25 protein-coding genes are annotated in these 25,072 nt (G+C 34.9%); 10 read left to right on the top strand and 15 right to left on the bottom strand.

Annotation, left to right across the window (positions count from 1 at the left end; translation table 11 throughout):
- Positions 1 to 4 precede the first annotated feature (4 nt).
- The 5 genes from ACFVR2_RS01145 (at position 5) to ACFVR2_RS01125 (ending at position 5,113) form a co-directional block, all read left to right on the top strand.
- Positions 5 to 1,033, top strand: a complete 1,029-nt coding sequence (locus ACFVR2_RS01145) for an ABC transporter ATP-binding protein (RefSeq protein ID WP_387358118.1) — start codon at positions 5 to 7, stop codon at positions 1,031 to 1,033.
- The gene (locus tag ACFVR2_RS01140; RefSeq protein ID WP_387358116.1) at positions 1,033 to 2,019 is read left to right on the top strand and encodes an ABC transporter ATP-binding protein; all 987 of its coding nucleotides are present in this window, start codon (positions 1,033 to 1,035) and stop codon (positions 2,017 to 2,019) included. The genes ACFVR2_RS01145 and ACFVR2_RS01140 overlap by 1 nt, the downstream gene beginning before the upstream one ends.
- Positions 2,020 to 2,327: 308 nt before the next feature.
- Positions 2,328 to 3,077 (top strand): sensor histidine kinase, encoded by a 750-nt coding sequence (locus tag ACFVR2_RS01135; RefSeq protein WP_387358114.1) that lies wholly within the window; start codon positions 2,328 to 2,330, stop codon positions 3,075 to 3,077.
- 15 nt (positions 3,078 to 3,092) lie between these two features.
- Positions 3,093 to 3,791 (top strand): response regulator transcription factor, encoded by a 699-nt coding sequence (locus ACFVR2_RS01130; protein WP_387358112.1) that lies wholly within the window; start codon positions 3,093 to 3,095, stop codon positions 3,789 to 3,791.
- A 2-nt stretch (positions 3,792 to 3,793) separates the two neighbouring features.
- Positions 3,794 to 5,113, top strand: a complete 1,320-nt coding sequence (locus tag ACFVR2_RS01125) for a transporter (RefSeq protein WP_387358110.1) — start codon at positions 3,794 to 3,796, stop codon at positions 5,111 to 5,113.
- 104 nt (positions 5,114 to 5,217) lie between these two features.
- Here the strand turns inward: ACFVR2_RS01125 and ACFVR2_RS01120 are convergent, their stop codons facing one another.
- Entirely contained in the window at positions 5,218 to 6,048 is an 831-nt protein-coding gene (locus ACFVR2_RS01120) for a peptidoglycan-binding protein (RefSeq protein WP_387358108.1), read from the bottom strand.
- Between the two features lie 239 nt (positions 6,049 to 6,287).
- Here ACFVR2_RS01120 and ACFVR2_RS01115 point away from each other — a divergent pair, with 239 nt between their 5' ends.
- Positions 6,288 to 6,962 carry a Rossmann-fold NAD(P)-binding domain-containing protein gene (locus ACFVR2_RS01115; RefSeq protein ID WP_387358106.1) on the top strand — a complete coding sequence of 225 codons (675 nt, stop codon included), beginning with the start codon at positions 6,288 to 6,290 and terminating at the stop codon, positions 6,960 to 6,962.
- 48 nt (positions 6,963 to 7,010) lie between these two features.
- On the opposite strand, the gene ACFVR2_RS01110 is transcribed toward ACFVR2_RS01115, so the two are convergent.
- Positions 7,011 to 7,205 carry a hypothetical protein gene (locus ACFVR2_RS01110; protein ID WP_387358104.1) on the bottom strand — a complete coding sequence of 65 codons (195 nt, stop codon included), beginning with the start codon at positions 7,203 to 7,205 and terminating at the stop codon, positions 7,011 to 7,013.
- Between the two features lie 295 nt (positions 7,206 to 7,500).
- On the opposite strand from ACFVR2_RS01110, the gene ACFVR2_RS01105 reads away from it, so the two are divergent.
- Both ACFVR2_RS01105 and ACFVR2_RS01100 read left to right on the top strand, forming a co-directional pair.
- Entirely contained in the window at positions 7,501 to 8,016 is a 516-nt protein-coding gene (locus tag ACFVR2_RS01105; protein ID WP_387358102.1) for a S8 family peptidase, read from the top strand.
- On the top strand, positions 8,000 to 8,821 hold the full coding sequence (locus ACFVR2_RS01100; RefSeq protein WP_387358100.1) for a S8 family serine peptidase: 822 nt from the start codon (positions 8,000 to 8,002) through the stop codon (positions 8,819 to 8,821). Before ACFVR2_RS01105 ends, ACFVR2_RS01100 begins: the two co-directional genes overlap by 17 nt.
- A gap of 85 nt (positions 8,822 to 8,906) precedes the next feature.
- Here the strand turns inward: ACFVR2_RS01100 and mtaB are convergent, their stop codons facing one another.
- The 11 genes from mtaB to gpr all read right to left on the bottom strand — a co-directional run bounded on the left by mtaB (position 8,907) and on the right by gpr (position 22,082).
- The gene (mtaB, locus tag ACFVR2_RS01095; protein WP_387358098.1) at positions 8,907 to 10,241 is read right to left on the bottom strand and encodes a tRNA (N(6)-L-threonylcarbamoyladenosine(37)-C(2))-methylthiotransferase MtaB; all 1,335 of its coding nucleotides are present in this window, start codon (positions 10,239 to 10,241) and stop codon (positions 8,907 to 8,909) included.
- A gap of 4 nt (positions 10,242 to 10,245) precedes the next feature.
- Positions 10,246 to 10,998 carry a 16S rRNA (uracil(1498)-N(3))-methyltransferase gene (locus tag ACFVR2_RS01090; RefSeq protein ID WP_387358096.1) on the bottom strand — a complete coding sequence of 251 codons (753 nt, stop codon included), beginning with the start codon at positions 10,996 to 10,998 and terminating at the stop codon, positions 10,246 to 10,248.
- Position 10,999: 1 nt separating this feature from the next.
- The gene (prmA, locus tag ACFVR2_RS01085; protein ID WP_387358094.1) at positions 11,000 to 11,950 is read right to left on the bottom strand and encodes a 50S ribosomal protein L11 methyltransferase; all 951 of its coding nucleotides are present in this window, start codon (positions 11,948 to 11,950) and stop codon (positions 11,000 to 11,002) included.
- 145 nt (positions 11,951 to 12,095) lie between these two features.
- A complete protein-coding gene (dnaJ, locus tag ACFVR2_RS01080; RefSeq protein ID WP_387358092.1) occupies positions 12,096 to 13,229 on the bottom strand; it encodes a molecular chaperone DnaJ in 1,134 nt (377 codons plus the stop codon).
- Between the two features lie 250 nt (positions 13,230 to 13,479).
- A complete protein-coding gene (dnaK, locus tag ACFVR2_RS01075; protein WP_387358090.1) occupies positions 13,480 to 15,303 on the bottom strand; it encodes a molecular chaperone DnaK in 1,824 nt (607 codons plus the stop codon).
- Between the two features lie 94 nt (positions 15,304 to 15,397).
- Complete coding sequence (gene grpE / locus ACFVR2_RS01070; RefSeq protein WP_387358088.1) at positions 15,398 to 15,970, bottom strand: nucleotide exchange factor GrpE; 573 nt, start codon at positions 15,968 to 15,970, stop codon at positions 15,398 to 15,400.
- Positions 15,971 to 16,027: 57 nt separating this feature from the next.
- Entirely contained in the window at positions 16,028 to 17,056 is a 1,029-nt protein-coding gene (gene hrcA / locus ACFVR2_RS01065; protein WP_387358086.1) for a heat-inducible transcriptional repressor HrcA, read from the bottom strand.
- Positions 17,057 to 17,256: 200 nt separating this feature from the next.
- On the bottom strand, positions 17,257 to 18,393 hold the full coding sequence (gene hemW, locus ACFVR2_RS01060) for a radical SAM family heme chaperone HemW (protein WP_387358084.1): 1,137 nt from the start codon (positions 18,391 to 18,393) through the stop codon (positions 17,257 to 17,259).
- 283 nt (positions 18,394 to 18,676) lie between these two features.
- On the bottom strand, positions 18,677 to 20,497 hold the full coding sequence (lepA, locus tag ACFVR2_RS01055; RefSeq protein ID WP_387358082.1) for a translation elongation factor 4: 1,821 nt from the start codon (positions 20,495 to 20,497) through the stop codon (positions 18,677 to 18,679).
- A gap of 109 nt (positions 20,498 to 20,606) precedes the next feature.
- On the bottom strand, positions 20,607 to 20,957 hold the full coding sequence (locus ACFVR2_RS01050) for a DUF3679 domain-containing protein (RefSeq protein ID WP_387358080.1): 351 nt from the start codon (positions 20,955 to 20,957) through the stop codon (positions 20,607 to 20,609).
- A gap of 24 nt (positions 20,958 to 20,981) precedes the next feature.
- Positions 20,982 to 22,082 (bottom strand): GPR endopeptidase, encoded by a 1,101-nt coding sequence (gene gpr / locus ACFVR2_RS01045; protein WP_387358078.1) that lies wholly within the window; start codon positions 22,080 to 22,082, stop codon positions 20,982 to 20,984.
- A gap of 219 nt (positions 22,083 to 22,301) precedes the next feature.
- Between gpr and rpsT the strand changes: the two genes are divergently transcribed.
- On the top strand, positions 22,302 to 22,568 hold the full coding sequence (gene rpsT / locus ACFVR2_RS01040) for a 30S ribosomal protein S20 (RefSeq protein ID WP_056472820.1): 267 nt from the start codon (positions 22,302 to 22,304) through the stop codon (positions 22,566 to 22,568).
- Positions 22,569 to 22,688: 120 nt separating this feature from the next.
- Here the strand turns inward: rpsT and ACFVR2_RS01035 are convergent, their stop codons facing one another.
- Positions 22,689 to 23,498 (bottom strand): aminoglycoside adenylyltransferase domain-containing protein, encoded by an 810-nt coding sequence (locus ACFVR2_RS01035; RefSeq protein WP_387358076.1) that lies wholly within the window; start codon positions 23,496 to 23,498, stop codon positions 22,689 to 22,691.
- A gap of 188 nt (positions 23,499 to 23,686) precedes the next feature.
- Positions 23,687 to 24,691, bottom strand: a complete 1,005-nt coding sequence (holA, locus tag ACFVR2_RS01030; RefSeq protein ID WP_387358073.1) for a DNA polymerase III subunit delta — start codon at positions 24,689 to 24,691, stop codon at positions 23,687 to 23,689.
- Positions 24,692 to 24,900: 209 nt separating this feature from the next.
- Here holA and ACFVR2_RS01025 point away from each other — a divergent pair, with 209 nt between their 5' ends.
- Positions 24,901 to 25,035 (top strand): YqzM family protein, encoded by a 135-nt coding sequence (locus ACFVR2_RS01025; protein WP_097978154.1) that lies wholly within the window; start codon positions 24,901 to 24,903, stop codon positions 25,033 to 25,035.
- Positions 25,036 to 25,072 lie beyond the last annotated feature (37 nt).

Below are 25,072 nucleotides of genomic sequence, written 5' to 3'. Positions count from 1 at the left end.
TACTATGAAAAAACAATTTGATGAAACAATTCTTGAGGTTAAAAATCTACAAACCTACTTTTATACAGATGAAGGAACAAGTAAAGCAGTTAATGGAATTAGCTTTACATTAAAAAAAGGTGAAACACTCGGAATAGTAGGAGAATCTGGAAGTGGTAAAAGTATTACATCATTATCCCTTTTACGATTAATCCCCTCTCCTCCAGGAAAAATAACTGGTGGTAGTATTCTTTTTAAAGGTGAAGACTTACTAGCAAAAACGGAAAAGCAAATGCGTTCCATTCGAGGAAATGAAATTTCAATGATCTTTCAAGAGCCGATGACATCTCTAAATCCTGTTTATTCAGCTGGAGAACAAATTGCAGAGGCGATTCGCCTTCACCAAAAATTAGGCAAGAAGGAAGCTTGGGAGAAAGCAGTTGAAATGCTACGACTTGTAGGTATCCCATCTCCTGAAAAACGTGCAAAGCAAGAGCCACATGAGCTAAGTGGTGGAATGAGACAAAGGGTTATGATTGCAATGGCACTTGCTTGTCACCCAGAAGTACTAATCGCAGATGAACCGACTACCGCTCTTGATGTGACAATTCAAGCTCAAATTCTGGAATTAATTAAATCACTTCAAAAAGATTTAGGTACAGCCGTAATATTAATCACGCATGATTTAGGCGTTGTTTATGAGACTTGCGATCGAGTGGCTGTCATGTACGCTGGAAGAATTGTTGAATATACTTCAGCAAAAGAACTTTTTAGTAGCCCTAAACACCCATACACAATCGGGTTATTAAACTCTCTTCCACGTCTCGATATGGATCAAGATGAATTAACTACAATTCCTGGTACTGTACCTAGTCCATATAATATGCCTAAAGGCTGTAGTTTTGCGCCACGCTGTGCACATGCAAAGGAAATGTGCCATCAGTCAGTGCCAGATTTACTAACAATCGACAAAAATACTGAAGTCAGCTGTTGGATGTACACATCACAATGGGAAACAGACTATACCATCAAAGAGAAAGTAGGGATTGAATAATGGCATTACAAATAGTGGATAAAAAAATACTACTTAATGTAGATCATTTAAAACAATACTTTCCAATTAAAGGTGGCATTTTAGGAAGAACGGTTAATCACGTAAAAGCTGTAGACGATATTAGCTTCAACATTTATGAGGGAGAAACTTTAAGCATAGTTGGAGAATCCGGTTGTGGTAAGTCTACTACTGGTAGAGCCATTCTAAGATTGGACGAGCCTACTAGTGGTAGCATTCATTTTAAGGAAAAAGATTTATTAAGCTTAGGAAAAAAAGAAATGCGTAAAATAAGAAAGGATCTACAAGTAATCTTCCAGGATCCCTTTGCATCACTTAACCCTAGACAAACAATTGGACAAATTTTAGCTGAAGCATTAGCAATTCAAGATGTCGTTCCAAAAGAAGAACGTAAAGCTAGAATTGAGGAATTATTAGGGCATGTTGGTTTAAGACCAGAAGCAATGGAGCGATATCCTCATGAATTTAGTGGTGGTCAACGTCAGCGTGTCGGAATTGCACGTGCACTTGCAGTTGATCCAAAACTAATCATTTGTGATGAAGCAGTATCTGCTCTAGATGTTTCAATCCAAGCTCAAGTATTAAACTTATTAAAATCGTTACAGAAAAAATTCTCACTTACCTTTCTTTTCATCTCACATGATTTAGGTGTAGTAAGACATATTTCTGATCGTGTAATGGTAATGTATTTAGGAAAAATTGTTGAGATTGCCGATAAAAAATCTATTTTCGAAAATCCACAGCATCCTTATACACGTGCACTATTATCTGCTATTCCAGTACCAAACCCAGTAAATCAAAGAGAACGAATCATCTTAACAGGAGATGTACCTTCTCCAATCGATCCTCCAAGCGGCTGTCGTTTTCACACAAGATGCCCTTTCGCGATCGATATTTGCAAAACAAAAGTACCTGAATTAAAAATATCTGAGCAAAACCATCAAGTTGCTTGTCACATAATTAATTAAATAGTATTCTTATAGGCATGAAGTGAAGGAAAAGAAGAGAATTGATCCTGCCATGTAGAAATTCTACTTCTATTAAATACATTTAATGCTTATAAAATTGGATTATATATCGAATTTTGATTTGATCAAGATGTTCTAAGGATCCTATGGAAAAAGGCGCGAAGGCTAGAGACTCCTCTAAGAAGCTCCAATGGGATGCTCAGCTTCGTTCCATTCCATTGGAGCAACTTTAGTTGTAATCAACCATTTATAAACAAAGTTTTCGAAAAAATTAAAAATATTATCAAAAAAACTAATTGAGGTTCTTCATGCTTAGTTACGAGGGATTTACTTTACTAATTATGCTATTTATTTTAGCTCCTATTATGGGAGCTATTGCTTTATTATTTTTGTTTATTTTTGAAAAAAGAATTGACTTACTTGAAAATAAAAATAGAGAAATTCGGTTAGAGCATGCATTACAAGAAGCTCAATACAATAAATTAAACCAGCAAATTCAACCGCACTTTTTATTTAATACACTTAATGTCATATTAAGCTTAGCGCGTTTAAACCGAACCTCGGAATTAATCCGAGCTCTAGAAACATTCTCTCAATTTTTAAAATTTAAATATAAATCATCAGAGCCATTAATTCCTTTAGATCAAGAAATACAATATACTCAATATTATTTAGACATTCAAAATCTACGGTTTGGAGAGCGTCTTAAAACTCAGTTAGATTGTCCAAAAGAGTTATATAAAGCGCTAGTCCCCCCTTTTATTTTGCAAACGTTAGTAGAAAATTCATTTAAACACGGTTTAGAAAAAAAGGTTGGAGAAGCTTTACTGGATATTCGATTTTATCAAGATTCCGAGCTAGTTTGTTTAGAAGTAATTGATAATGGTTTAATGGGAATGACTAATTCTTTTTCTAATCAAGAAGGCCATGGACTAGACAATATAAAAAAGAGATTACAACTATATTTCGGTAACAGTGGACATGTACTGATTACATCAAATGAATCAGGAACAAATGTTAAGGTCGTTTGGCCACTTATATATGACTCTATAGAGTAAAGGAGGGAAAATAAAGTGAATGTATTATTAGTAGATGATGAACCATTAGAGCTTGAACAGATGGAATATTTGATAAAAAATATGTTTCCATTATGGAAGTTTTATAAAGCTGCTGATGCATGCCAAGCAATAGCAATTAATCAAAATCATAAAATTAACATTGCGTTTCTAGATATCAATCTACCTGGACGGTCTGGACTAGAGTTTGGCGAAGAGCTTAGAGCACAAAATAAAGATGTAGATATTATTATGGTTACAGCATATCAAAGTTTTGATTATGCTCAACAGTCAATCCGAATCGGCGTTCTAGATTATTTAACAAAGCCAATCATTGAGAGTGAATTATATAAAGTTTTATCTAAATATAGTGATACCGATACGTCAAACCAATTTTCTAGTTTAATACATCAAACTCTTTTATATATTCATGAGCATTTCGCTGAAAAACTTTCTCTTTCTGACGTAGCTCGAGAAGTTCATACGAATCATACTTATTTAAGTAGGAAATTTCATGAAGAAGTCGGTGTATCGTTTTCAGAATATTTAATAGACTATAGAATACAAGCAGCTAAGCGATATTTAACAAATAATTCAAATTGGAACATATCCGATGTAGCTGAAAACTCAGGCTTCAATAGTCAGCATTACTTTAGTACTTTATTCCGCAAAATTGAGGGCATTACTCCAAAAGAGTATCGTGAGAAAGGAAAATAACAGTGAATTCACGTTCATTTAGAGAATACGTACAAGGTCCTATTCAAATTGGAATGGGAATGGGAATTATTTCTCTCTTGGCACGTTGGGTAACAGGGACTACGATATTATCTTCGCCAGAATCAATGATTAAATATGGCGTATTTGGTGGAATCGGATATGCATTTTTAGGCGCTATTGCTTTATTTGTATTTAGTTTTATTGGGAAAAAGGTTCGACAGGAGTACCCTGATGGTTTAACAATTGGAGATTATTTACAGAAAAAACTACATCCACTTGGTTATTGGATTATGATTTGTATTTTAATATTAACTAGTTTACACATATTATATATACAGTCGATAACTGCTTCTACTTTATTTCATTATCTTTTTAATTTACCGTTGTACATAGAAATCATCATTTTTATATGCTTTTGTGTACTTTTTGCAGGTTTGGGTGGATTAAAGATGATACATGGATTAGCAGGATTCCAAGTCATTACAATGTTTGCAGCGGCAATTTTAATTCCGTTGTATTTTTTCGTAAAAGAGGGTGTTCAACCCGTATATGATGGGATTAAATTATACCATCCATACATGCTCGTTATTGATCATTACGATTTATGGGGTTTTTTATTTTCTGGCTTATTAGTTGGATTTGGTCAGTTTTTCTTTGACATTACTTCATGGCACCGATTATTTATGATTGAACCGAAAAAACTACGTTTAACATTCTCGATATCAGGTTTAATATGGTGTATTTTCCCACTTTCATTTTCATGTCTTTTTATTATTGTTATATTTACAGGTGGATTTACAGATATTCAATCAATATTAGTTGGTTTAGCGAATAAAATAACAACTCCATTTTTTTTCATACTTTTTGTTTTATGTGCATTTAATGCAATTACTTCTACATTTGGTGCGGTTCTACATTCGCTTGCTAGCTTAATCATTATCAATATAATAGAGCCATTTCATACGATAAAAAATGATCAAAAAAAAATAAAACTTGCTTATCTACTATCTGTGATTATTGGAGCGATCATCTTTTTCGCTACAATTATTCATTCAAAAAAAATTATTGAACTATTATTTTACTCGGGAAATGTCTATTCTGCATTGTTATTTCCAATTTTAGTTATTGTATTTAGTAAGAATAAAGTCGGTAATTACATTCCAATTAGTATTGTAATCAGCATCATACTTTCATATATTGTTCAGCCGTATGTAGGTGAATTTCAAAGTATTTGGTTGAGTTTATTATTTTCTATTGTGATAATTATTTTGGGTTTTTCAATCCAATTTTTTAGTAAGAAAGAGTCTGTAAATATGTCATAAAGAAGAGCTAATCAGTTGACTTGATTAGCTCTTTTTTATTTTTTACCAACCGAAAAGTGTAAAATTTTCATATTAACTTTACGGTCTAAACAAATAAGGATTTCTTAATTTCCGCCTTTACTTGGTGGAGGATTTTCATTACCACCTTTTTCTGGTTCAGGCTGTTCTGTTCCACCTTTTCCAGGTTGTGGTTGCTCTGTTCCACCTTTTCCAGGTTGTGGTTGTTCTGTTCCACCTTTTCCAGGTTGCGGTTGCTCTGTTCCACCTTTTCCAGGTTGTGGTTGCTCTGTTCCACCTTTTCCAGGTTGTTCAACTTGGCCGCCACCTTCACCTGCACCACCACCTGCTCCTCCGCCAGTGCCGCCACCTTCACCTGCACCACCACCTGCTCCTCCGCCAGTGCCGCCACCTTCACCTGCACCACCACCTGCTCCTCCGCCAGCACCGCCGCCTTCACCTGTGCCACCACCTGCTCCTCCGCCAGCACCTGTGCCACCACCTGCTCCTCCGCCAGCACCGCCGCCTTCACCTGTGCCACCACCTGCTCCTCCGCCAGCACCTGTGCCACCACCAGCTCCTCCGCCAGCTTTTACAGCTTCATATGAATGCATGATAGATGCAAAAGTTGTTGGATCTACTGCACCTGTAACAGGTAATCCGTGCGTCTTTTGATAATACTTTACACCTTTAATCGTAAGATAATTATAATGTCCAGTAATCTCGCCTGAGTAGCTACCTATTGATTTTAACATTCCTTGTACAACGTATACATCTGGACCCTCTGACCCTTTACCAAATGCATAGCTAGTTGATGACATACCTAATGCAAGCATTGACGAAAGTACAATTGTTCCTAAACTCTTTTTACCATATTTTAAAATTTTTAATTCCTTATTCTCAGCAGAATAAGACTTGTCCAATGCGAATTTCTTCACTAATGACACCATCCTTCTAAATGATAAACTTTTAAAACTACAAATTTTACTATTCCCCTAATACAACCGATAATTCATCTCATTTATGTAGTAAAGACCTCTTTTATTAAGATTTTTTTATATTTCTACATATTTTGCATGATTATTTTTCAATTTTTAAATTGCTTAAAAATGATTTATCATTTATTATTTGCCCATAGACTAGACTTGCGATGAAATTAAATTATGGAGGTTACACTATGAAGGTTTTACTTTTTGGAGCAACTGGAATGGTTGGTCAAAGTGTATTAAGAGAATGCTTACAAGATCCATCTGTTAGCTCGATTTACTCAATTGGTCGTAGTATTACAGGAATTCAACATGAAAAATTCTATGAAATTAAGCATTCTAATCTGCTTGATTTATCTCCAATTGAAAGTCAATTATCTGGATTTGATGCATGTTTTTTTTGTTTAGGTGTTTCATCATTTAGAATGACAGAGGAAGATTATCGTAAGATTACATATGACCTTACCCTATCTATCGCACGTACATTATCAATATTGAATCCTCAAATGACTTTCTTTTATGTCACAGGATCAGGTACCGATAGTACGGAGAAAGGTCGTACAATGTGGGCTAGAGTGAAAGGTAAAACAGAAAATGACTTATTAAAATTACCGTTTAAAGCTGCATATATGTTTCGACCAGGTGCAATTATTCCACATAAAGATATAAAATCAAAAACTAAACTATATCAATACGGCTATAACGTAACGAAACCTATCTATCCGATGTTAAAAAAAGTCTTTCCAAACTCAATAACAACTTCAGAACAAATTGGTCGATCCATGATAAATATTGCAAGAGCTGGCTATCATAAGCCTTTAATTGAGGTTGAAGATATAAATAGGACAGGAGAAAAGAGTAAGTAAAAAAGGTATAGGGAAAGTATTTTTCCTTCTTTCCCCTATCCCTCTCCATTAAGTATTTAAGTATGGAGCTCCTCGTCTTGTGTTTGCTGCAGATGTTGCGTCCTCACTTGTATCTAGGTATGGGCTACCACCTTCGTCATAATTAATTTTATTCGAATCGTTCTCGCTCGTGTCTAAGTATGAGTTGGTAGCAACGTGGATATGATTGTCATCAGTATTTTTTGGTGTTTTATGTTCTGACATTATAAGTTCACCTCCGTATTTATATTGTGTATGGATATTAACATTAAATTACAGGTAGTTTGAGGGAATTATTACATCCACTTCAACGTTTATATTATGTTGTTCTTTTCATTTCTCTCCCCTTTGTATAGTTAGAATATCCTTATCGATTTGTTCTGTTTTATCATCTTCATTACTTATTGGTACACACTCCAAACAAGCAAAAGCTGCACCTGAGGAGCTTCATTATGTATTAGCTTATAAAGGTAATTTACCAAGCAATTTCACAGATACAATTTCAAAAGCTGGCGGTTCTGTGGAACGAATTATTTCAGAAGTAGGAATTGTTGAAGTTTCATCATCTAATAGTGAATTTTTAACGAATATTAAAAAAGATACAAGCATTCAATCAGCTAGTAAAGAACTTCAAGCATACTTGGAAGCTGACCCGGATGATAAAATTGAGTTTACTCCTGGAACACCGAATGGTGAAAAAGTAACACTTGATGCAAATGCTAATTCCTATTGGGAAAAACAATGGGACATGCAGAATTTAACTCATAATGGAGATTTCTATAATATTAACAAAGGAAATCATAAAACGGTCGTAGCTGTAATCGATACAGGAATCGACTTTAGTCATCCAGATTTAAAGGCTAATGCAGATCTTGCTGGGTCAAAAACATTTGTCCCTGGAACGACAGATGCATGGGATAAAAATGGCCATGGAACTCATGTTGCTGGCTCAATTGCAGCAAATGGAAAAGTTAAGGGCGTTGGACCTGAGTTAACAGTTCGAGCTTATCGAGTTTTCGGTGCAACTGGGAGCTGAACAGTCATGGATTACAGATGCAATTGTTTCAGCTGCAAACGATGGAGTTGATGTAATTAATATGTCGATCGGTGGATGGCGCTGGATGGCTCATAACTTAGACGAAAAAGGTGAGTCAGCTTCAATGGTGGCATATCACAGAGCGATTCAATATGCTATTAAAAAAGGTGTAACGGTCGTTGTATCTGCGGGGAATGACTCAAGAGATTTTAACAATATACACGATATGCAAGATTATTGGAAAACTACTTACGGTTTAGATATTAAGGGACCTTCACGTGTTGTACCTGCACAAATTCCAGATGTCATTACATTTTCTTCATCTAATCAATGGTCAAAAGACAATATTGCATTCTACTCAAATTATGGAAGTGTAATCGATGTAGCTGCACCTGGTGGAGATAACGGTCCTGTATACGATGGTTTATATCGTCAAAATCCAACAGGTAACTTTTTAAATAAACGTGATTATACATATCGTACTTTGTCTACTTATCCTACATATCCTACATATCCAGTAGGTGTAAATGCAGCTAATCCAAATGGTACAAATGCAACAACACAATTTAGTGACGGAAAATGGCATGGTTATTCATATCTCCATGGAACTTCAATGGCAGCTCCAAAGGTTGCAGGGATTGCAGGCGTAATTAAGGCAGCTCATCCTGAATATAACCCTTCTCAAGTAGCAGCAGCAATAAGACAAAGTGCACTTGATTATGGTAAAAAAGGACAAGATCCACTATACGGTTCTGGTGAAGCAAACATTTATTCCTTCTTATCAAAAGATAAATCAAGCAAATAAATTAACTTTTTAAGCAAGTAAAATAGAAAAGGATAGATAATCCAGAAGAATTCTAGATTATCTATCCTTTTATTTATCTTATGCCTTAGTTAACAGCTACATCTTCTAATACTCGGACAAATTCGCCTTTATTTACTGGATAACCAGCTTCAGCGATTTTAACTTTTACAATTTTACCGATCATGTCTTCTGTTCCTTCGAACACGACTTTTAGATAATTGTCTGTGTAACCAATTAATAGTCCTTCTGCACCATCTTCAGTGTACTTTTCTTCCGGTATAACTTCTAATACATCTCCATCAAACATTGATGCGTATTCTTTTGCAAGTTGATTTGATAATTCAATTAAACGGTGTACACGTTCATTTTTAACTTCTTCGTCAACTTGATCTTCCATACGTGCAGCTGGTGTACCTGTACGTTTAGAGTATGGGAATACGTGTAATTCTGAGAATTTATTATCTCGAATGAAATTGTACGTTTCCATAAACTCTTCTTCAGATTCACCTGGGAAACCTACGATTACATCAGATGTAATTGAACAGTTTGGTAATACTTCACGTAGTTTCTCAATTCTTTCAGCAAATTCAGCCATTGTATATTTACGACGCATACGTTTAAGAACAGTATCTGAACCAGATTGTAATGGTACGTGTAGGTGTCGAACTACATTATTTGAATGACGAAGAACTTCAATTACTTCATCCGTAATTTGACTAGCTTCAATTGAAGAAATACGAACACGTTTTAATCCTTCAACTGTTTCTAAATCTTTTAATAACATTGCTAAGTTGTAATCTTTCATGTCTTGACCGTATCCACCTGTGTGAATACCAGTTAAAACGATTTCCTTATAGCCTGATTCAACTAATTGCGTAGCCTGTTTTACAACTTCTTTTGGATCACGAGAACGCATTAAACCACGTGCCCATGGAATAATACAAAACGTACAGAAGTTATTACAACCTTCTTGAATTTTTAATGAAGCACGTGTACGGTCAGTAAAAGCAGGTACATCTAGCTCTTCATAAACTCGTGCTTTCATAATATTTCCTACGCCATTAATTGGTTGACGTTCTACTCGGAATTGCTCGATATAATCCAGCATTTTCGTACGGTCCTGTGTACCAACAACGATATCCACCCCGGGAATTGCCATGATTTCGGCTGGAGATGTTTGTGCATAACATCCAGTTACACAAATTACTGCATCTGGATTTTTGCGCACGGCACGACGGATTACTTGTCTACTTTTTTTGTCACCTGTATTTGTAACTGTACAAGTATTAATTACGTAAACATCAGCTTTCGTTTCGTATTCTGTACGTTCATAGCCAGCTGCTTTAAACAGTTGCCATATTGCTTCTGTTTCGTAATGGTTAACTTTACAGCCTAATGTATGAAAAGCTACTTGTGGCATTTCTTCACCCCATTAATTCAAAATGAAAGGAGGCAGCAGCTAAAACATAAAATGGTGCTGTTTCTGTTCGCAGAATTCTTGGTCCAAGTCCACATAGCTTAGCACCTTTTTCTTCTAGCTGATCAACTTCTTTATCTGACAAACCACCTTCTGGTCCGAAAACTACTAATAATCGTGAGCCTTCCTTTAATGACTGGAATGTCTGAACAAGTCCTGCTGATTCTCCTGTTTTTGCACTTTCTTCATATGCAACAATACACGCATCATAATGCTGTATTGAGTTAAGTAATTGTTGAAAAGATGCTGGTTGTTCCACGGTTGGTACAATAAATCGATATGATTGTTCAGCCGCTTCTTTTGCAATTTTTTGCCATCTATCAACCTTTTTACCAGCTTTTTTATCATCTAATTTAACAATTGATCTAGCTGCAGCAAATGGTAAAAAACCAGAAGCTCCAAGCTCCGTACCTTTTTGTATGATTAACTCTAGTTTATCATTTTTTGGTAGTCCACTAGCAATCGTAATTGATATAGGCAGTTCATTTGTATTCTCAACATATTCTACAACAGCTGCAGTTATTTGTTCACTAGAAATATTTGTAAGTGTACAACGAACAGTTGAAGATCCTGGAACTGTACAAATGATTTCTTGATCTAGCTTCATTCGCATAACATTCGCGATATGATGAGCATCATCACCAGTTATTGTAACAAGATCATTTTGAAGCTGCGTTTCTTCTATAAAATATCTTTGCATATTACATTCCTTGAACTGGCTTTTTTGCAATAATTGCAACCCAGTCCTCTAAATGTAATACTTCCTTCACTTCAAAGCCAACTCGTTTAAGCTCATTTTCGATGTCTGCTTGTTTAGCACCAATAATTCCTGAAGAAATAAATGTTCCACCTGGTTCTAAAACATTAAAAACATCGTCTACGAAACGAAGAATAATTTCAGCAAGTAAGTTCGCAACAACTACTTGGAACGGACCTTCAATACCTTGTAGTAAGTTACCTTGTCCAACTTTTATAACATCGTCAACTTTGTTTAATACAACGTTTTCTCTTGCACTTCGAACTGCTACATCGTCTAAGTCATAAGCTTCTATATTTGTAGAACCAAGTTTAGCAGCTGCAATACTTAATACTCCTGAACCAGTACCTACATCGATTACACGGTCAGTTGATTTTACAACTTTCTCAAGTGCACGAATACACATAACAGTTGTAGGATGAGTACCAGTACCAAACGCCATTCCCGGATCTAATTCGATAATTAATTCGTTTGATGATTTGACTTCATACTCTTCCCAAGAAGGTACAATTGTAAATCGCTCTGAGATTGAAATTGGATGATAATATTTTTTCCATGCAGTAGCCCAATCTTCTTCGTTTACTTCATGCACAGCAAATGTATTTTTACCTAAATCAATATCATATGAAATTAAATTACTTATTGCTTCTTTTATTCCGTCGATCGTATCGTTTAAAAAACTATTCACAGGAAGGTATGCTTTAACGATTACACCTTCCTCTGGATAATCTTTTGGGTTAAGTTGGTAGATTTCACCGTAAACCTGTGCTCGCTCCTTCGTCAAATCAAACACATCCTCTATGACAACACCACTTGCACCAGCTTCGTGTAAAATGTTAGAAATCGGTTCAACCGCATCCTGTGTAGTGTGAATACTTAATTCTGACCATTTCATAAACTACCAACTCCATTCATACTCTCTTCTTTACTTGGCAATACCCTCTAATCATAGTCGGATTTAGAGGGTGCCATTTAAATTACTTCTTCTATTTAGTGTTTCCACTTTTTACCTTAACTAACGTATTGAATTAATAACTTCCTTATTGTTCGCCAAAATTCTTAACCGCACGCTTTAACTTTGTAAAGAAAGAATCGTGTTTATCGTCTTTTTGACCTTTGCCAATATTGTAAAACTCTTCAAGCAACTCTTTTTGACGGCTTGTAAGTTTTGTAGGTGTGATAACTTTTACAATTACGTGCTGATCACCTTGACCATAACCACGTACATCTTTAATACCTTTACCTTTTAAACGCATTCTAGTGCCAGTTTGCGTTCCAGCAGGTATTTTCGTTTTTACTTTACCATGTAATGTAGGAACTTCAACTTCATCACCTAATGCAGCTTGTGCAAATGTTAATGGAAGTTCGCAGTAAACGTCATTTCCGTCACGTTCAAAGAATTCATGTTCACGAACATGGAATGCAATATATAAATCTCCAGCAGGACCACCATTTTTACCTGGTTCTCCTTGACCTGAAAGTCGAATTTGTTGTCCATCATCGATACCAGCTGGTACTTTAACCATGATTTTCTTACGAGTTTTCACTCGGCCAGCACCATGACAAGTATTACATTTATCTTTAATAATCTGACCAGTACCTTGACAGTGTGAACATGTCGTACGGTTCACAATACGTCCAAATGGAGTATTTTGTTCAACACTCATTTGTCCTGAGCCTTGACAATGATTACATGTTTCTTTTGATGTACCAGGTTTCGCACCTGATCCACTACATGTATGACATGTTTCTTCAGTTGGAATTTCAATTTCTTTTTCCATTCCAAATGCTGCTTCTTCAAACTGAATTGTCATTGTATATTGTAAATCAGCCCCTGCTCTTGGTGCGTTCGGGTCACGACGACGTCCACCGCTACCACCAAAAAACTGACTGAAAATATCTTCAAATCCACCGAATCCGCCGCCGCCAAATCCGCCACCACCGAATCCTTGGTTTGGATCTGTATGACCAAACTGATCATAATGAGCACGTTTTTGATCGTCTGATAAATTTTCGTATGCTTCTTGCACCTCTTTAAACTTTTCAGGTGCATCAGGATCCTTATTAACGTCTGGATGATATGTCTTTGCTAATTTACGAAACGATTTTTTTATTTCATCTTGTGATGCACTTTTACTAACACCAAGCACATCATAGTAATCACGTTTACTCATAGTATTACAATCCGCTCCTTTCACATAAAGAATATTTTAACACATCCTGTGCTTTTCTTAAAGAAAAAGAAGAAGTCAAAGCCAAGGCTTCCCTGACTTTGACTTCCCTTTTTTAGATATATATATTGTCTAGTTCCAGGCGTTAGCCCCTCGAGGTCATAAGCCCAATAACGGTAAAAGTTAAAAACCCAACTTTTTCCGTTATTGTTCTTATGCTTGTCGGGGCTGAGCAAACGCCTTCCACTTTTCGTTATTTCTCGTCCTTAACTTCAGTAAACTCAGCGTCTACTACATCGTCTTGTTTCGCTCCGCCTTCAGCTCCACCTGCAGCTTGTTGTGCAGCAGCAGCTTGCTCATAAAGCTTCATTGATAAAGCTTGAACGATTTCAGAAAGAGCATCTTTCTTCGTACGGATGTCATCTAAGTTACCAGCTTCTAAAGCAGCTTTTAATGCGTCTTTAGCTTCGTTAGCTTTAGTAACCTCTGCTTCTTCAACTTTTCCTTCAAGATCTTTTAAAGTTTTCTCTACTTGGAATACTAATTGATCAGCTTCGTTTTTAAGATCTACTTCTTCTTTACGTTTTGCATCTGCATCAGCATTTAATTCTGCTTCTTTTACCATGCGTTCTACTTCTTCATCACTTAAACCTGAAGAAGATTGAATTACGATGTTTTGTTCTTTTTGAGTACCTAGATCTTTCGCACGTACTGTTACGATACCATTTTTGTCGATATCAAACGATACTTCAATTTGAGGAATTCCACGTGGTGCTGGTGGGATATCCGATAATTGGAAGCGACCTAATGTTTTATTGTCATTAGCCATTGGACGCTCACCTTGTAGTACATGAATGTCTACAGCAGGTTGATTGTCAGCAGCCGTTGAGAAAACTTGTGATTTACTTGTTGGGATTGTTGTATTACGTTCGATTAACTTTGTAAATACTCCACCCATTGTTTCAATACCTAATGATAATGGTGTTACGTCTAGTAATACTACGTCTTTTACATCACCAGTTAATACTCCACCTTGAATTGCAGCCCCTAGTGCTACTACTTCATCAGGGTTTACACCTTTATGTGGTTCTTTTCCTGTTTCTTTTTTGATTGCTTCTTGAACTGCAGGAATACGAGTTGAACCACCTACTAAAATTACTTTATCAATTTGGCTAGAAGTTAAGCCAGAATCCTTCATCGCTTGACGAGTTGGGCCTAAAGTTCTTTCTACTAAGTTGTGAGAAAGCTCTTCGAATTTTGCACGAGTTAAGTTTAACTCTAAGTGTAATGGACCAGCTGCACCCATGCTAATGAATGGTAATGAAATTTGAGTTGAAGTAATACCTGATAAATCTTTTTTCGCTTTTTCAGCAGCATCTTTTAAACGTTGTAATGCCATTTTATCTTGGCTTAAATCAACACCGTTTTCTTTTTTGAATTCAGCTACTAAGTAATCAATGATAACTTGGTCGAAGTCATCTCCACCTAAACGGTTGTCACCAGCTGTAGCTTTAACTTCAAAAATTCCATCTCCTAATTCAAGGATTGAAACGTCGAATGTACCGCCACCTAAGTCATAAACTAAGATTGTTTGGTCTTCATCCATTTTATCTAAACCGTATGCTAATGCAGCCGCAGTTGGCTCATTGATGATACGTTCTACTTCTAAACCTGCGATTTTACCAGCATCTTTAGTTGCTTGACGCTCAGCATCATTGAAGTATGCAGGTACTGTAATAACTGCTTTCGTTACTGCTTCTCCTAAATAAGCTTCAGCAGATGCCTTTAAGTTTTGAAGGATGATTGCAGAAATCTCTTGTGGAGAAAAATCTTTGCCTTCAATGTTTTCTTTATGTGTAGTACCCATATGACGTTTAATTGACATGATTGTGTTAGGGTTTGTAATTGCTTGACGTTTTGCCACTTCCCCAACTTGACGCTCACCATTTTTGAACGCAACAACTGACGGAGTTGTACGTCCACCCTCTGGGTTCGGAATTACTTTTGGCTCTCCACCTTCTAATACTGCGACACAAGAGTTAGTTGTACCTAAGTCAATACCAATAATTTTACTCATTGCATGTTCCTCCTAAAATCTACATAAGTTCTATTTTAGTTTTTTTTAAAAAATTTTATATTTATGTTAGCGATTTAAATAGACGCTTAACGAATTACTCGTTTACTTTAACCATTGATGGACGAATTACTCTGTCCTTTAGCTTATAGCCTTTTTGGAATTCTTGTAGAACTTCATTAGATGGTTTAGAATCTTCACTTTCTTGCATTACAGCTTGATGGACATTCGGATCGAATTGTTCACCAAGTGCTGGGATTTCTTCTACTCCTTCTTTTTTCACAGCTTCAACAAGTAAACGGTAAACCATTTCCATACCTTGTTTTAAAGAAGCAGTTTGCTCATCTGTTGCTTCAACTTGTAGTGCGCGTTCGAAATTATCTAGTACTGGTAATAAATCAGTTACTAAGCTTTGAGCACGATAAGTCATTAAAGATTGTTGGTCTAAAAGTGCACGACGTTTATAATTTTCGAAATCAGCATGTAGACGTAAGTACTTATTTTCCTTCTCATCTACTTCAGCACGAAGTTTTTGAAGCTCTTCTTCAGAAGAATTCACATTGTCAGTTTTCTCTTCTGTATTTTCTTCTGTAAAGATTGAAGGTTCTTCAACAGTAGTTTCTTCATTCACTACTTCTTCATTTAAAAGTTCTTCCTGACGTTCTGTCATGTCACCTTCACCTCCTATTTTTTTATATGTAATCCATTGTTTCTTTTCACAATGGATTTATTCAACATCCTTAGATGAAAATAATAAATTCAATTGTCCTGTAATTAAATGCATTAATGAGATTACTCGGGAGTATTCCATTCGAGTTGGCCCTAATACTGCGATTGTACCAATTTGATCTTCACCTAAAGAATAGGTTGCGCTAATGATACTTACATTTTCTAATCCAGACTTTTCATTTTCCTTACCAATTTTGACACTTAAACCTATGTGTTCAAGAGGAATAATACTTTTTAGTTCATCTTGCCTTTCAATCATGTTTAACAATATTTTCATTGTCTCAACATTATTAAATTCTGGTTGAGCTAAAATATTCGTTTTTCCACTTAAAAACAGCTTTTGTTCAATCGGTACGTCAATAGTGCCACCAATCATCTTTATAACACTTTCATAATTCGAAATATGCGTACGTAAAATCATTGCAATCTCTTTATAAAGCTTGTCATTTATTTGATGAATCGGTACATTTACTAGTCGTTCATTTAATATATTTACCATTTTCTCAATATCACTCATAGACACACCAGGTGGTATAGTTACTGTTCGATTTTTAACAATACCTGTGTCTGTCACAATAATTGATACTGCTGTATTAGGTCCAATTGGAATAAGCTGAATATTTTTAAGCTTATTTTCGGTAACTTTTGGTCCTAGTGCAATTGTTGTGTAATTTGTTAAATCAGATAGTATATCAGCTGAATTTTTCACAAGCTTTTCTATTTCAAAAATACGCTCGGCAAAAATACCTTTTATCGAACGAACATCATCGTCATTAACAATTTGTGGTGATAACAAATGGTCTACATAAAAACGATACCCTTTTTCAGAAGGGATCCGACCTGCAGAGCTATGAGGCTTTTCAATATAACCAAGTTCCTCTAAATCAGCCATCTCATTTCGTATCGTTGCTGAACTAAATGAGATACCTTCCTTTTTAGATAAACTCCTTGAACCAACAGGTTGTGCCATGCGAATAAAGTCATCGATAATAATTTGTAGTATCAATAACTGTCTTTCAGTCAACATGTTTATCACCTCTATTAGCACTCTTATCTAGTGAGTGCTAAATATATTATTAACTTAACAAATCCTTTATACGATGTCAAGAAGTTAAGGGCAGGAATAAAGAAGTGCACGATTAATGGAATAGGAAATTTTAAATACATACTATCTTTTCTAATGTCCCTTATCTCATCCACTTTTCCTGCTCTTCACACTTACTGCTTTTAAAGTAAAAATGCTTGAAATACTTCGTTTCCTAGTAACTTCCCTTTGTGGGTTAATCGAAGAAATGCTCCATTCATCTCGACTAATCCATCTTGCATTAGTTTTTCAATTACGTTCGGAAATACTTCATTAAAGTTTGAACCAAATTTTTCTTGGAATTTCCTTTCCGAAACTCCCTGCATTTTACGTAATCCTAAAAACATTTCTTCTTCCATTTTTTCTTGCTTTGTTACAGTATGCTCATGAACAATTGGGACACCAGTCTCATCGATTAATTGAAAATATTTCTTTAACGGTCCCGCATTTGAATATCGAATTCCATTAATATAGCCATGTGCTCCTGCACCAAATCCAAAATACTCTTCATTATTCCAATAAACAAGATTATGCTTACTTTCTAAGCCATTCTTTTCGAAATTGCTGATTTCATATTGATGAAAACCTTTTTCTTCTAAATACTTCATTAAAAAGTCATACATAGCTGCTTCATCTTCTTCGGGAGCCGGCTTAAGTTTACCCCTATTCATTTCTATATAAAACACGGTTTTTGGTTCAATAATTAATGAATACGCTGAAATATGCTGAATCGGTAACTTCATAGCTTTATCCAATGAATCAACGAATTGCTCCATTGTTTGACCTGGCAAAGCATACATTAAATCAAGATTGATATTATCAATTCCAACTTCTTTGGCGGTTTGAATTGCTTCTTCTATTTCATTAGGTGAATGTGTTCGTCCAATTTTTTTAAGTAAACCTTCATCGAATGTTTGTGCTCCAAAACTAATTCGATTCACTCCACCATCTTTTAAAATTTGAAGCTTCTCTTTTGAAATTTCATTCGGATTACTTTCAAAAGTCATTTCGATTTCTTTATTCCCCTTAATGATATGTTTAATAATCATATCTACTAACGTTTGAGTTTGAGGTAAAGTTAATGCAGTAGGAGTTCCTCCACCTACAAAAACTGTTTTCAAATCTGAAATCGGATTTCTTTTTAAACTTTCAACAATTTCTTTTTCTAGATATTCTAAATACTGATCAACCGGCTGACGGTCCATCATAAATTTATTAAAATCGCAGTAGTAACAAATCTGCTGACAAAATGGTATATGAATATAAACGGAAGATGCCATACCTTCTCCTCTTTTCTATGTGAAAAGCCCCTGATCCAATACCTTCTAAGGTGCAGATTCAGGGACTCTTGTTGATTTCAACTTTATGATTGTATATTTTCTTATGATATTTGTCTAATTAATCGCTTTACTATTATTAATCATTATTTACATCTTACTTTTTATTCATAACAATTTGAGTAAAAAATTATCAATCTAAAATTTAAAAATGCCACCGCAAATAAATTACGGTGGCATCTTTAGATAATCATCAATTCTATAATCGATGAATCCCTATTAATTATTAATCATCCATACGTAAAACAGCCATGAATGCCTCTTGTGGAACCTCTACAGATCCAACAGCTTTCATTCGCTTTTTACCTTCTTTTTGCTTATCTAAAAGCTTACGTTTACGAGAGATATCCCCACCGTAACATTTTGCTAATACGTTTTTACCCATTGACTTAATTGTTGAACGAGCAACGATTTTTTGTCCGATTGCCGCTTGAACTGGTACTTCGAACTGTTGTCTTGGAATAAGTTCTTTTAATTTTTCAACGATAATTTTTCCACGGTCATAAGCAGCGTCTCTATGAACGATAAATGAAAGAGCATCTACTTGTTCACCGTTTAATAAAATATCCATTTTCACAAGTTTAGAAACTTTGTAACCAATTAGTTCATAGTCAAATGATGCATAACCTTTTGTACTTGATTTTAATTGGTCAAAGAAATCATAAACAATTTCAGATAATGGAATTTCGTAAGTTAATGTTACACGGTTAGCATCTAAATATTGCATATCGATAAAGTTCCCGCGTTTCTTTTGGCAAAGCTCCATGATTGCTCCAACAAATTCATTTGGAACCATGATTTTTGCTTTTACGTAAGGCTCTTCCACTCGATCAATTGATTGAGGGTCTGGCATATGAGCAGGGTTATCAACGATAATCATATCGTCTTTTGTTGTGTAAACATTATAAATAACACTTGGTGCTGTTGTAATTAAATCAATTTTGAATTCACGTTCAATACGCTCTTGAATGATTTCCATGTGTAATAATCCTAAAAATCCACATCGGAAACCAAAACCTAAAGCTTGTGAAGTTTCTGCTTCAAATTGTAAAGCTGCGTCATTTAATTGAAGCTTTTCAAGTGCGTCACGTAAATCATTATATTTAGAAGTATCAATTGGATATAATCCACAGAATACCATTGGATTTAATTTACGATAACCTGGTAGTGGCTCAGTTGCTGGATTCTCAGCAAGGGTAATTGTATCCCCAACGCGAGTATCTCCAACATTTTTAATAGAAGCTGTTAAGAAACCTACGTCACCTACAGTTAATTCGTCACGTTGTGTAGTGCGAGGAGTGAATACTCCAGCTTCAACTACTTCGAATTCTTTACCTGTAGCCATCATTCTAATTTTTTGCCCTACTTTTACAGTACCATCTACGATACGAATATAAGCTACAACACCACGATATGGATCGAATAATGAATCAAAAATAAGTGCTTTTAAAGGCGCATCTGGATCACCTGTTGGAGCTGGTACTTTTTCTACGATTTGCTCTAGAATTTCTTCTATTCCGATTCCTGCTTTAGCAGATGCTAATACCGCTTCAGAAGCATCTAATCCAATTACCTCTTCAACTTCTTGTCTTACACGCTCAGGCTCTGCACTCGGTAAGTCAATCTTATTAATAACTGGTAAGATTTCTAAATCATTGTCTAAAGCTAAATATACGTTCGCCAATGTTTGTGCTTCGATACCTTGTGCAGCATCAACTACAAGAATTGCGCCTTCACACGCTGCTAAACTACGTGAAACTTCATAAGTGAAGTCGACATGTCCAGGTGTATCGATTAAATGAAGAATATATTCTTCTCCATTTTTAGCTTTATATTGTAACTGCACAGCATTTAATTTAATGGTAATTCCACGTTCACGCTCTAAATCCATTGAGTCTAATAGCTGAGACTTCATCTCACGCTGAGTTAGTGCATTTGTTTTCTCAAGAATTCTATCTGCTAATGTAGATTTTCCATGGTCAATGTGTGCGATGATTGAAAAGTTTCTAATTCTCTTTTGTCTTTCTGATCTTGACTCTTTGTTCATTTCATCACTCCTAAATTTCTCGACAGCATAGATAGTTTTGATTATATCAAAAAAATAGGGAAATATTCAATCTCTATTAGCAGTATATGTCGAATGAAGTTTAGAAGGTCTAATTAAAGCTATCAATAATAGAAGGAATTTTTTCAACAATCTTAACCCCTTTTTCAGTTACATACGTAACAAAATGGGATAGTCCTTTACCAATAACTGTAAAATAATTAAATGCCCCTAATCTTTCTAAATGATTTTCTCTAATTGCTAGTCCTTCTTTCGTGTAATCTTTTCCAAAAAGTACTGGACCAGCTTTCCCATCTTCTTTTGAGATTTTTACTACATCGTCTACATGATAGTAATCAGTCGAAGTAACTTTACTTATTCCGTCTTTCGCAAATTGCATACAAGTAATGATTGTTACAGAAAAAATGATGATTAGCGTAAAATACCGAACCATATATTTCATTTGTTTCTCCTCACTTACGAAATATTAATGAGTATATGAGCCAATATTGTCTTGATTAATTTTAGAATGCAAAGCAGCGTTCATACCACCAGCAATAATATTTGCCATATCTTCAATAAATGTATCCACTTCTTTTGGTGTAACCATTAAGTTATGACCTAGTGGTGACAATACTTCATGAATCAGTTTTCGTTTTTCATTCTCTTCAAGTGTTCCTACAATCCCCATAAATGCCATTCGTTCCTTTTCATTAGGCATATCTTCGTCGGTATACTTTTTCTTTTCTCCAAATGCCATTCCTGAAGGGATTAGCGCTTTAGCAGGCTTGTCTCCCTCTTTTATTTCTCGTCCAAAATGTTTTAAAATGAAGTCAATTGTATCACTTGTAATAGCAACAGCATCAACAACGGTTGGAACGCCTATAGCAATTACCGGAATCCCTAGTGTTTCCTTACTTAATTCCTTACGTTTATTCCCTATTCCAGAACCTGGATGAATGCCATTATCTGTAATTTGGATAGTTGTATTAACTCGCTCAATGGATCTAGCTGCAAGTGCATCGATCGCAATGACAAAATCTGGTTTTACTTTATCAATGACACCCGAAATAATATCGCTCGTCTCAATACCAGTAATTCCCATTACACCCGGGGATAAAGCACAAACTGGACGATAACCATCTTGTACACTTTCAGGCTGTAATTCAAAAAGATGCTTCGTAACAACTAAATTTTCAACGACCATTGGACCAAGTGCATCAGGAGTCACATTCCAATTTCCTAAGCCGACAACTAAACAAGTTTGATCTTCCGTAATTCCTAAATTTTTTAAGAAAGCAGAAAACTCGTTTGCAAAAACCTTTTCAACTTTTTCTTGAAGTTCAGTATCTTGTTCACGAATACCTTGAACTTGAAGCGTTAAATAATTCCCTGGCTTTTTACCGATTCTTTCAGATGCCGATTCTTTAATATGAACATGAGAAATACTTACACCTTCTGCTTCACGCTCTTTAACGATTACGCCGGTAATTTCTTCCTTTGTCTGTTCACGTTCCTCGAGCATCTCTTTTGCCTCTACTGCTAAATCTGTTCGAACACTATATTGACTTAAATCCAACTCACTCATTTATCTAGCCTCCACAATACTCATCGAAATTTAACAATTCTCTTCTTAACTAGTTTAGCTAGATGTTACCAATTCTAAACGAGATGTTTATTTTTCTTTTGAAAAGGCGAAAATAGCTTTATGAATTCTATTGCCAAATGGGACTTGTTTTGATAAAATAAGTTTTGTTCTATTTGTATTCGAGGCAAATTTCTCGACTGCATTCGGGAGGTGAAAGGTATGCCAAATATTAAATCAGCTATTAAACGTGTAAAAACAGCTGAAGCTCATCGTGCTCACAACGCATCTCTAAAATCAGAAATGCGTACTGCAGTGAAAACTGTTGAAGCTTTAGTTACTAATAACGAAACTGAAAAAGCGCAAGAAGCTTTATTAACTGCTTCTAAAAAATTAGACAAAGCTGTTAACAGCAATCTAATCCACAAAAACGCTGCTTCACGTCAAAAGTCTCGTTTAGCTAAAAAAGTTAACGCTATGAACGCGTAATGAATTAAATGGTGTCTCATCTGAGACACCATTTTTTCGTGCAATAAAGTTTTTCACTGGACGTTTTTTAATAATCTAATCAGATGTTTTATAAATTCATATTTATAAATATGGGATCGCTTATCGAATCAGTTTATTACATTCTTGAATCAAAAACTCCATATAGTCAATTGCATCTTTTCTTCTTTTATAAATTGATTTGTAATATGATTTTTTATGATCAGTTCGTAATCTCATTGACTCCTTAATAATCTTATGCCATCTTTGGGGAACCGTCTCTAAAACATATTCACCTGCTCCTACTTTCGATGTAATATCTTTTTCTTTAAATGTGTAATAAAGTCGAGAAACTCCCAAAATCCCCCATTCAATACTTCTTAAACTGACAAATAAACTCAAGTATTTAACTGTAGGGAACTTCTTACAATCGTTTACCCAGCTAAGCCAATAAGAATTAAGATTATCTCTCATATTAGATAGTAGTGTATCCCAGTTAACCGAAATATCCACATTTTCAATATTTAGCCCTTTTACTGTAATACCGTATTTTTTTAATTGAAAAGCATCTATTGAATTCTTTTCAAATTTATTTAAACCTTGAAACTCCCCATCATTGAAACGAATACATAATTTCACTTCTTCATTTAAGGACTGTATATCTTCATTAAGAATATACCACCCATCCAAAATTAAATTAGGAAACTTTCTTTGCACATCTTTATGAATTTCTCTCAGTATTTTCACATCGGCTTCAGATACTTTGCGCTTAACAACAGCTATAAAATCGATATCGCTAAATCCATTCTTAAAAGCACCTAATGTTATCGATCCATACAGATAAAAAGAATCAATTAAATGAGGTAATTTCAAATCAAAATATTGAAAGTATGTATCTAATACAACTTTTATTTCTTTAGGAATTTCCTCCATTCACCCATCTCCCCAATACCACTTATTGGTAAACTTTCACAATTACTACATTATAACAAATTGTAAAAGTTGAAGATTGAAAATTACAGCCTTTTTATATCATAAAAAAATGGCATTCCAATTTAATGCTATTGGAATGCCATTTGATTTTTTAAACTAATAATCATTTAAGACAGATTTTCTAACCATTATTTATTTAATTGAAGAATTAACATTTCAAGGATCATAACTTTATCTCCTTGACCAGTCTTCATTTTATAATCAACTTCAGCAATTAAACGTATTGCTTCTTTTAATTCACTTACTTGAAAGTTATTCGCTTGCTTTTGTCCATAAAACACTCTTCCTGGTGATACGCCAACTGAAGAAGCAATTTGATTATTGGAATATCCACTGCTTGATAATTGTTTTATCCCATACAATAACCTAAACTGACTAGCTAACAATGCAACAATCTTTATCGGTTCTTCACCTATAAACAATAGCTCATGAAGAATTTTAAGTGCCTCAGTTGTCTGTCTAACTGCTGTTTTTTCGATAAGAGCAAAAACGTTTTGTTCAATGGTTTTTGCTACCATCAATTCTACTAGATCTGCATCAACTTCGCCTTCATTCCCAATAAACAATTGTAGCTTCTCACATTCAAGTTTTAATATCGATAAATTATTTCCAACGAGTAGTTTTAATTTTTCAATTGCCTCTTTAGTAATCGTTACATTCCCAGTGAATCGCTCTTTAATCCAGCCGTCTAAATTACTCGTTTCAACAGGATGACACTCAACTAGCTCTACTTGTTTTTTTAACGCTTTTGTTACTTTTTTTCGCTCGTCCAATTTTTCAAAAGGAGCAACAAAAACAACAGTAGTAAAAGGTGCAGGATTTTCAATATAATCAAATAATGGTTCTATATCTTGTACATTTTTTTCTTTTTGAGCTGTTAAAAACAAACATGATTTTATGATGATGACTTTGTTGCCGCCAAAAAAGGACGGTGTTTGAGCATCCTCAAGAGCTTCACTTAAATAGGCCTCTTTTAAATCATATGTTTGATAGTTAAAATCATCAATTTCTCCTTGTAAAGCTGCTTTCACGATTAAGTTTTCCGCTTCTTGAAGTAAAAAATCTTCAGTACCTACCAATAAATACATTGGTGACACATTCTTTTTCAATTTTTTATGTAAATCATTAATCATGTTTTGCTCCTCTACACTAATTTTCTTAGTATAGTATATCATGTCCTACATGAGAAGGAAGAGATTAGTAAATACTAATCTCTAATTTATATTAACGTTTTAAATAAAGACCCGGTTTCTTCATTTAAAACGGTATAACTAAAACAAACATACTATGGATTTTTTAGTTATATTGATTTATACTAAAATTGAATTAGGAGGGGTTATTTGTGAATACTTTTGAAAAAAATGTTCAAAGCAAACGTAATGATTCAACAGATTCTGGCGTTGGCTTTGCTGTTTCATTTGGTTTCTTCGCAACTCTATTTATCATCGCAACAATTGTGGAGTTTGTAACGCGATAATACATAGAATCAAATGATTGGACTGCCTCGGCAGTCT

This window comes from Gottfriedia sp. NPDC057991 (assembly GCF_042886615.1).
In the GTDB taxonomy this organism is placed as follows: Bacteria; Bacillota; Bacilli; order Bacillales; family Bacillaceae_G; genus Gottfriedia.
Note: the sequence above shows the minus strand (reverse complement) of the source record. Positions and strands in the feature narration are given on the sequence as shown.

Coding starts and splice junctions, on each gene's coding strand:
- ACFVR2_RS01145 (WP_387358118.1), top strand. CDS start 5: ATGAAAAAACAATTTGATGAAACAATTCTTGAGGTTAAAAATCTACAA.
- ACFVR2_RS01140 (WP_387358116.1), top strand. CDS start 1,033: ATGGCATTACAAATAGTGGATAAAAAAATACTACTTAATGTAGATCAT.
- ACFVR2_RS01135 (WP_387358114.1), top strand. CDS start 2,328: ATGCTTAGTTACGAGGGATTTACTTTACTAATTATGCTATTTATTTTA.
- ACFVR2_RS01115 (WP_387358106.1), top strand. CDS start 6,288: ATGAAGGTTTTACTTTTTGGAGCAACTGGAATGGTTGGTCAAAGTGTA.
- ACFVR2_RS01110 (WP_387358104.1), bottom strand. CDS start 7,205: ATGTCAGAACATAAAACACCAAAAAATACTGATGACAATCATATCCAC.
- mtaB (WP_387358098.1), bottom strand. CDS start 10,241: ATGCCACAAGTAGCTTTTCATACATTAGGCTGTAAAGTTAACCATTAC.
- ACFVR2_RS01090 (WP_387358096.1), bottom strand. CDS start 10,998: ATGCAAAGATATTTTATAGAAGAAACGCAGCTTCAAAATGATCTTGTT.
- prmA (WP_387358094.1), bottom strand. CDS start 11,950: ATGAAATGGTCAGAATTAAGTATTCACACTACACAGGATGCGGTTGAA.
- dnaJ (WP_387358092.1), bottom strand. CDS start 13,229: ATGAGTAAACGTGATTACTATGATGTGCTTGGTGTTAGTAAAAGTGCA.
- dnaK (WP_387358090.1), bottom strand. CDS start 15,303: ATGAGTAAAATTATTGGTATTGACTTAGGTACAACTAACTCTTGTGTC.
- grpE (WP_387358088.1), bottom strand. CDS start 15,970: ATGACAGAACGTCAGGAAGAACTTTTAAATGAAGAAGTAGTGAATGAA.
- hrcA (WP_387358086.1), bottom strand. CDS start 17,056: ATGTTGACTGAAAGACAGTTATTGATACTACAAATTATTATCGATGAC.
- hemW (WP_387358084.1), bottom strand. CDS start 18,393: ATGGCATCTTCCGTTTATATTCATATACCATTTTGTCAGCAGATTTGT.
- lepA (WP_387358082.1), bottom strand. CDS start 20,497: ATGAACAAAGAGTCAAGATCAGAAAGACAAAAGAGAATTAGAAACTTT.
- ACFVR2_RS01050 (WP_387358080.1), bottom strand. CDS start 20,957: ATGAAATATATGGTTCGGTATTTTACGCTAATCATCATTTTTTCTGTA.
- gpr (WP_387358078.1), bottom strand. CDS start 22,082: ATGAGTGAGTTGGATTTAAGTCAATATAGTGTTCGAACAGATTTAGCA.
- rpsT (WP_056472820.1), top strand. CDS start 22,302: ATGCCAAATATTAAATCAGCTATTAAACGTGTAAAAACAGCTGAAGCT.
- ACFVR2_RS01035 (WP_387358076.1), bottom strand. CDS start 23,498: ATGGAGGAAATTCCTAAAGAAATAAAAGTTGTATTAGATACATACTTT.
- holA (WP_387358073.1), bottom strand. CDS start 24,691: ATGATTAATGATTTACATAAAAAATTGAAAAAGAATGTGTCACCAATG.